This window comes from Bacteroidota bacterium (genome assembly GCA_038746285.1).
Classification (GTDB): domain Bacteria; phylum Bacteroidota; class Rhodothermia; order Rhodothermales; family JANQRZ01; genus JANQRZ01.
Map to the genome: position 1 here is coordinate 1 of JBCDKT010000095.1, position 5,406 is coordinate 5,406.

Consider the following 5,406-nt stretch of genomic DNA (forward strand, 5'->3'; position numbering starts at 1 on the left):
CGACCTGGTGGCCGACGACGAGCCCGACGAGGAGTTCGAGGAGGACCCGTACGACGAGGCCGCTGCCTGGCTGGCGGAGCTGAGCGAGGCCGACCGACGCGCGTTCATCCGTGAGTACGGGGCCGACGTGATCGCGTCCGAGCGGTCGCCGTCGATGCTCGGCTCGACTCCCGTGGCCACGGTGCCGGAGGAGACGCCCGAGGCCGCGGCCGAACGTGTCCGTGCGGCGCTCGAAGCGATGGACCCCGACGCGCTGGCGGAAATCCTGGGGCCGAAGGTCGAGGCCCGCATCACGGAGCGCGCCTACGAGATCGCCAACGACGTGTTGGAGTCGGAGGGCCTGGAGCCGATCAGCGAGGTCCAGATCGACGGGGAGAGCGTCTACAAGAACGGCGAGTCCATCACCGAACGCGCCGTCGACGCGGTAGCCGATGCCGTGGACGGCGCGGGCGAGGTAGTCGCGGCCGCGATCGACACCGTGGACTCGGCGCCGGGGATCCTCACGAGCGCTTTTGGTGCCTTCGCTGAGGGCGTGATTGGAGTTGTCACCCTCGGCCTCGTTGGCGGAGACGACGACGAAGCGACCCCGGCCTACTCTGAAACTGTCGAAGTCAAGGGCTCTGCCGAGGGAGACGTCGATTCCGACGAAGAAGCCGACGAGCTGGCGGAGGCCGCGTAGACCGATGGCCGTCCGCATCATCGACCGCCGCCGGGGAGCTCCCTCCGGCGTCCCGCTCCTCGCTGGCGACACCAAGAAGCCGGGGGGGAAGAGAGACGGGAAGGGGAAGGACTTCCCCGAGCCCGGCTCCTCCGGATCGTCCGGCTCCTCCGGCAACGTCAACCTCTACCTCCCCACCGTCGAGCTGCGGCGGGGGCAGTGCGGCCCGGCCGTGGAGCTCTGGCAACGCTGGCTCTGGGCACTCTCCCCCGTCGTCGGCTCAATGCGGCCTCGGGAGATCGACGGGCTGTTCGACGACGAGACGGACACCGTCACGCGGTCGGCTCAGCGAGCCCTCGACGTCTACGTCGATGGGCGGGTCGGGCCGAAGACACGGGCCGCCGCGTTCGCCCGTCTCGAACGCGCCGGGGCGCTCCCCGACCGGGACCCGTTCGCGGAGGTCGTCTCGTGCGACGATTGGGGCGCGGCCGATAGCTCCGGCGGCTCCGGCATCCCCGACCTCACCGATGTGATCCCGTTCGAGTACCTGTTGGTCGGCGGGCTCCTGGTCGTCGTCGCGCTGGCGAAGCGGTAGCATCGATGCCGGCCGCGCACGGGCGCGAGCGCGTAAGGCGCCCGCCCGCGCGCACGGCCGCCGCCGGCGTCAGTTGAGCGCCCCGGCCTGGCGGTGGGCCGAGCGCACGAGCTGGCAGGAGGCCGGCATCGTGAGCCGATCGGTCTCGCCCGTCGGGAGCCGGTGGAGCTCGACGGCCTGGTCGAGCTGGCGCCTCAGCTCGCGGGCCACCCCGTCGAGGTCGCCCCGGTGCCAGTAGACGGCCGCTCGGAGCGCGTGGCGGTGGGGGCTCAGCGGGAACCGCCGGTCAATCTCTTCGAGTTGCGCGTCGCGCTCGCTCCGGTCGTGGCCGATCATCGGTCCGTCCCGACGTCGACCGGGAGGTCGGCCCCCAGGTGCGAACGGTCCGGCGCGGACGGTGGGGGAGGGGGGACCCGGTACCGATTGGTCTCGACGCCCGCGGCCTCGGCGCGCTGGCGGGCGCGGTCGGCGGCGTCAATGTCGAGGACCGACGGGAGCGACCGCCCAAACTCCGCGAAGTCGGTCCGGGGCTTCGGCGGCGGCGGGGCGTCCTCCCCGTGGATCAGGGCCCAGACGCCGGGGACCGTGGCGAGCTCGGCCGAGGCCCGCTCCAACCTGACGACGATCGCAGTGACCTCGACGTCGGCGGACTCGACGCGGTGTACGGGCTCGACGTGGACATTCCGGAGGTGCGAGCGGACGCGGCGGGCGTCAGCGATCGCGGCAGAGAGGGCGGTCGAGAGCACGGCGACGGCTTCCGCCAGTGCGCCGGGAGGGAGCGCGCCCCACGGCGCGTTCGGATGGTGAGACATGGAACGATTTGAGAGTGTGGAGGCGGGGCGGACCCCTCTCACGTTCGTTACCAAACGCCCAGGGCCTCACGGCACACCGGAGGGTCCGCCCCATGTCAGGGCTTCCAATCTCACGCTACGAGGTCCGCCGGTCGGGCGGTTCACGCAACGAGAGCGGTAACGATTTGAGAGATCGGGAGGGTACGACGTCGCCCAGCGCAAACAAAATGTCTAGGCGCCCTCCCCGGCCGTCTTCACCTGAGTTACTATTGTGGCATGACCCCGGACGAGATCAGAGACCTCCGCCAGCGGACTGACATGGATCAATCGGCATTCGGCCGCTTGCTCCGTGTGGGATCGACCCTGGTGTCGTTCTGGGAGAACGGGCACCGAACGCCGACCGAGCTGCAGCAGGTCCACCTGCACAAGGTTCGGTTGAGCGTCGAGCGATGGGAGCAGGAGCAGGCTCGGAAGCGCATCTGGAAAGAGATGGCGCTCGCCGCGCTGGCGGGCGGGCTTCTCGGCCTCACCTACTTCCTGGACAAAGACGAGCTGCCCCCCGGCACGTCCCCGCCTACTGACTGAACGCACGAGCGCCCGTCCCCTCATGCTTGCAGGCTCCGAGGAACGGGCGCTCTCGATATCCCTTGCAGAATACCAATCAGATCAACGACCGGAGGCCGTCGGCGGTGCCAAAGCTCGCTGAACAGACCGTTCGGGCGCAAGGGGGGCACGTCGGCATGACGTTGGCTTCACGCATCGGTGGAGCTTCCGCCGAATGCGATTGCTGCGGTGGGGGAGCGAGGCAGGGGCCGCGCGGAGCCACGCGCACGGCCGGACGGCCGGAGCATGGCGAGCACGGAGCGACGGCGCCAGCCGGAGTGGCCCTTGCCGCGCCGCCAGCGCCCCGACCTTCGCCCCAGGCGACCGGAGAGGCGCACGCCTCACCGGGCGTCCTGGGAGCGGGACCGGGGTTCACAGCAGACGTGCTCGCTGCGCGCGCTCAGACGCCGCCAGCGGTCCGCTACGGGCGCTCTGACGCCGTCCCCTGCGACTTCCCGTTCGTGGACGCCTGGCGGGGCACGGGGCGCACCACGAGGCCCGCCACGGCACAGGAGGCGAGCCTCCGATCGTCGGGCACTCTTGATACGCTAGAACAACTGGTCAATCGGCCCTCTGACCGACACAGGGCGGAGACCAAGCCGAAGCTGGCGAAGCGGGCGCGGTCGCGCTACCTGTCGATCCCCGTGGCCACGGCGCTGGCGGAGTACGCGCGCTGGCACGAGGGGAAGCCGGAGGGCGAGCTCGTCAAGTCGTACCGGAGCTCGATCTACTGCGGCGAGAAGATCGAGCAGGAGGGGGGCGTCCTGACGTCGCGGTACTGCGGGCACCGGTGGTGCCTGATCTGCAACCGGATCCGGATGGGCAAGGCGATCAACGCCTACGAACCCGAGGTGAGCGGGTGGACGGATCCCCAGCTCGTGACGCTGACGGTCCAGAACGCGCCGGGCGACGAGCTCCGGATGACCATCGAGGGGATGGTCAAGGGGTTCTCTCAGCTCGTGCGGAAGCTCCGCCGGGACGGGCACGCGGTCCGGGCGATTCGGAAGCTCGAATGCACGTACAACGCCCAGAGGGAGGACTATCACCCCCACTTCCACGTCGTCGTTGAGGGCGAGCGCGCGGCCGATGCGATGCTCGATGCCTGGCTCCGCTTCGGGCCGAAGTACACCGGGCGGGAGGTGAAGAGGGGAGGGCAGGACGTGCGACCGCTCGACGTCGACGGTGGGGGCCTCCGGGAGCTGTTCAAGTACTTCACCAAGCTGACGGCGAAGACGCAGAGCGGCGGAAAGGGCTACGTCGGCGTGCCCCAGCTCGACGTGATGTTCCGGGCGATGCGCTCGAAGCGGGTGTATCAGCCGTACGGGTTCCGGACGGCGAAGGACGTCAACGAGGTGGACGAGCTCGACGCGGTCACGGTGGCGATCAGCCGCGAGGACCAGGCGACGACGTGGCTGTGGGACGACGACGTGGCCGACTGGGTGGACCTCGAAACGGGCGAGTGCCTGACCGGGCACGCCCCGGACGCGAAGAGCGGCCGGTTCGCGGGGTACTACGGCGGGCCAGAACGAGTGGTCGAGGCCAGCGAGCGGGCGCCGCCGTAGCCGACAGCGGGCTCAAACCGAACAGCCTGTTAACCGGCTGACGGGTGGCGGCCGGGCATCAGCCACCTGACAGACAGTGAGGTCGGAGCCGAACACCGGGACCGAACACCGGGACCGAACACCGGCCCTGACACCGCTGTCAGGGCGCCTAACAGGCCGAACGGCCCCGCCGAACACCTGACGAACAGACCGGACGCCCCGGCCCTTGCTGTCTGTCCGGCCTCGCCCTCACACCCCGAAACCGAACGCCGTGTCGGGCTCCCGCTCGCTCGGACGCCTCCCCCCGATAGCATGACCCTCGAACTGTTCATTCGCTCCAACGCTTTCCCGAGCGCGACCGCGCGCCGCTTCGTGCGCCGCTTCGCGGCCGACCGCAAACCGGCCGAGATCGGCGTCGAGGTGGGCGGGACTCTGAAGCGTCCGCGCTACCGCGTGACCGACGCTGAGAAGCTCCGCCGTGCGCTCCTCCGCCACGCCGGGCCGCGTGCACTGGCTCCTGCCTCGACGCGCCGCATCATCGCGGCGGCATCGGCCATCGTCCAATCCGACTGGGCACCGGCCGACGTGCCGCCCGGTGAACGCGACGAGTGGCGGGCCAAGCTGCGCGCCGACCTCGAACTCCTCGGGATGACGCTGCCGGAGCGCTGACGCCAACCAGCCCCCTCCCCCGATGGAGAACGTCCACTCGCTCCGCACCGAGGCCGAACGCCTCGGAGTCTCCCCCGCCGCGCTCTCCGAGGCCGTCAAGAAGAACCGCCAGTGCGCGGGCCTCGACGTCATCGAGCGCGCCCGCTTTGACCGGACCGGCCGGTGCATCGGGTTCGTCCCGGCGCCCGACCCGGACCAGTTCTACCGCAACGGCCCGCCCGGCCCGGTGCCGCTGACGAAGGCCGAGCTCGACGCGGTGAACTCCGGCGTGCTGACGATCGAGGAGGCCGAGGCCAAGGCGCGTGCCCGTGAGGAGGTGCCGGTTGAGGAGGACACACCCAACGGGGCGACGGCGCAGACCGTAGCGCATCCGCTCGTGGTCCCGCCGCCCGCTCGGCAGACGACGGCCGACCTGGTGGCCGACGACGAGCCCGACGAGGAGTTCGAGGAGGACCCGTACGACGAGGCCGCTGCCTGGCTGGCGGAGCTGAGCGAGGCCGACCGACGCGCGTTCATCCGTGAGTACGGGGCCGACGTGATCGCGTCCGA

The 5,406-nt window shown here is 70.5% G+C and carries 8 protein-coding genes; 6 read left to right on the plus strand and 2 right to left on the minus strand.

The annotated features are described in order from the left end of the window. Nucleotides 1-679 (plus strand): hypothetical protein (locus AAGI91_17335; GenBank protein ID MEM1044375.1); only part of this gene is annotated, 679 nt, incomplete at its 5' end. A 4-nt stretch (nt 680-683) separates the two neighbouring features. After that, the gene (locus tag AAGI91_17340; protein ID MEM1044376.1) at nt 684-1,253 is read left to right on the plus strand and encodes a peptidoglycan-binding protein; all 570 of its coding nucleotides are present in this window, start codon (nt 684-686) and stop codon (nt 1,251-1,253) included. A gap of 69 nt (nt 1,254-1,322) precedes the next feature. Here the strand turns inward: AAGI91_17340 and AAGI91_17345 are convergent, their stop codons facing one another. Together AAGI91_17345 and AAGI91_17350 are read right to left on the minus strand one after the other, a co-directional pair. After that, nucleotides 1,323-1,589 carry a hypothetical protein gene (locus tag AAGI91_17345; protein MEM1044377.1) on the minus strand — a complete coding sequence of 89 codons (267 nt, stop codon included), beginning with the start codon at nt 1,587-1,589 and terminating at the stop codon, nt 1,323-1,325. After that, complete coding sequence (locus AAGI91_17350; protein MEM1044378.1) at nt 1,586-2,065, minus strand: hypothetical protein; 480 nt, start codon at nt 2,063-2,065, stop codon at nt 1,586-1,588. Before AAGI91_17350 ends, AAGI91_17345 begins: the two co-directional genes overlap by 4 nt. Before the next feature lie 330 nt (nt 2,066-2,395). Here AAGI91_17350 and AAGI91_17355 point away from each other — a divergent pair, with 330 nt between their 5' ends. The 4 genes from AAGI91_17355 to AAGI91_17370 form a co-directional block, all read left to right on the plus strand. Continuing rightward, nucleotides 2,396-2,629 carry a hypothetical protein gene (locus tag AAGI91_17355; protein MEM1044379.1) on the plus strand — a complete coding sequence of 78 codons (234 nt, stop codon included), beginning with the start codon at nt 2,396-2,398 and terminating at the stop codon, nt 2,627-2,629. A gap of 662 nt (nt 2,630-3,291) precedes the next feature. Next, complete coding sequence (locus AAGI91_17360) at nt 3,292-4,209, plus strand: protein rep (protein MEM1044380.1); 918 nt, start codon at nt 3,292-3,294, stop codon at nt 4,207-4,209. A 291-nt stretch (nt 4,210-4,500) separates the two neighbouring features. After that, nucleotides 4,501-4,857 carry a hypothetical protein gene (locus AAGI91_17365; GenBank protein ID MEM1044381.1) on the plus strand — a complete coding sequence of 119 codons (357 nt, stop codon included), beginning with the start codon at nt 4,501-4,503 and terminating at the stop codon, nt 4,855-4,857. A gap of 22 nt (nt 4,858-4,879) precedes the next feature. Continuing rightward, a partial coding sequence (locus tag AAGI91_17370; protein ID MEM1044382.1) for a hypothetical protein occupies nt 4,880-5,406 on the plus strand: 527 nt, incomplete at its 3' end.

Coding starts and splice junctions, on each gene's coding strand:
- AAGI91_17340 (MEM1044376.1), top strand. CDS start 684: ATGGCCGTCCGCATCATCGACCGCCGCCGGGGAGCTCCCTCCGGCGTC.
- AAGI91_17345 (MEM1044377.1), bottom strand. CDS start 1,589: ATGATCGGCCACGACCGGAGCGAGCGCGACGCGCAACTCGAAGAGATT.
- AAGI91_17350 (MEM1044378.1), bottom strand. CDS start 2,065: ATGTCTCACCATCCGAACGCGCCGTGGGGCGCGCTCCCTCCCGGCGCA.
- AAGI91_17365 (MEM1044381.1), top strand. CDS start 4,501: ATGACCCTCGAACTGTTCATTCGCTCCAACGCTTTCCCGAGCGCGACC.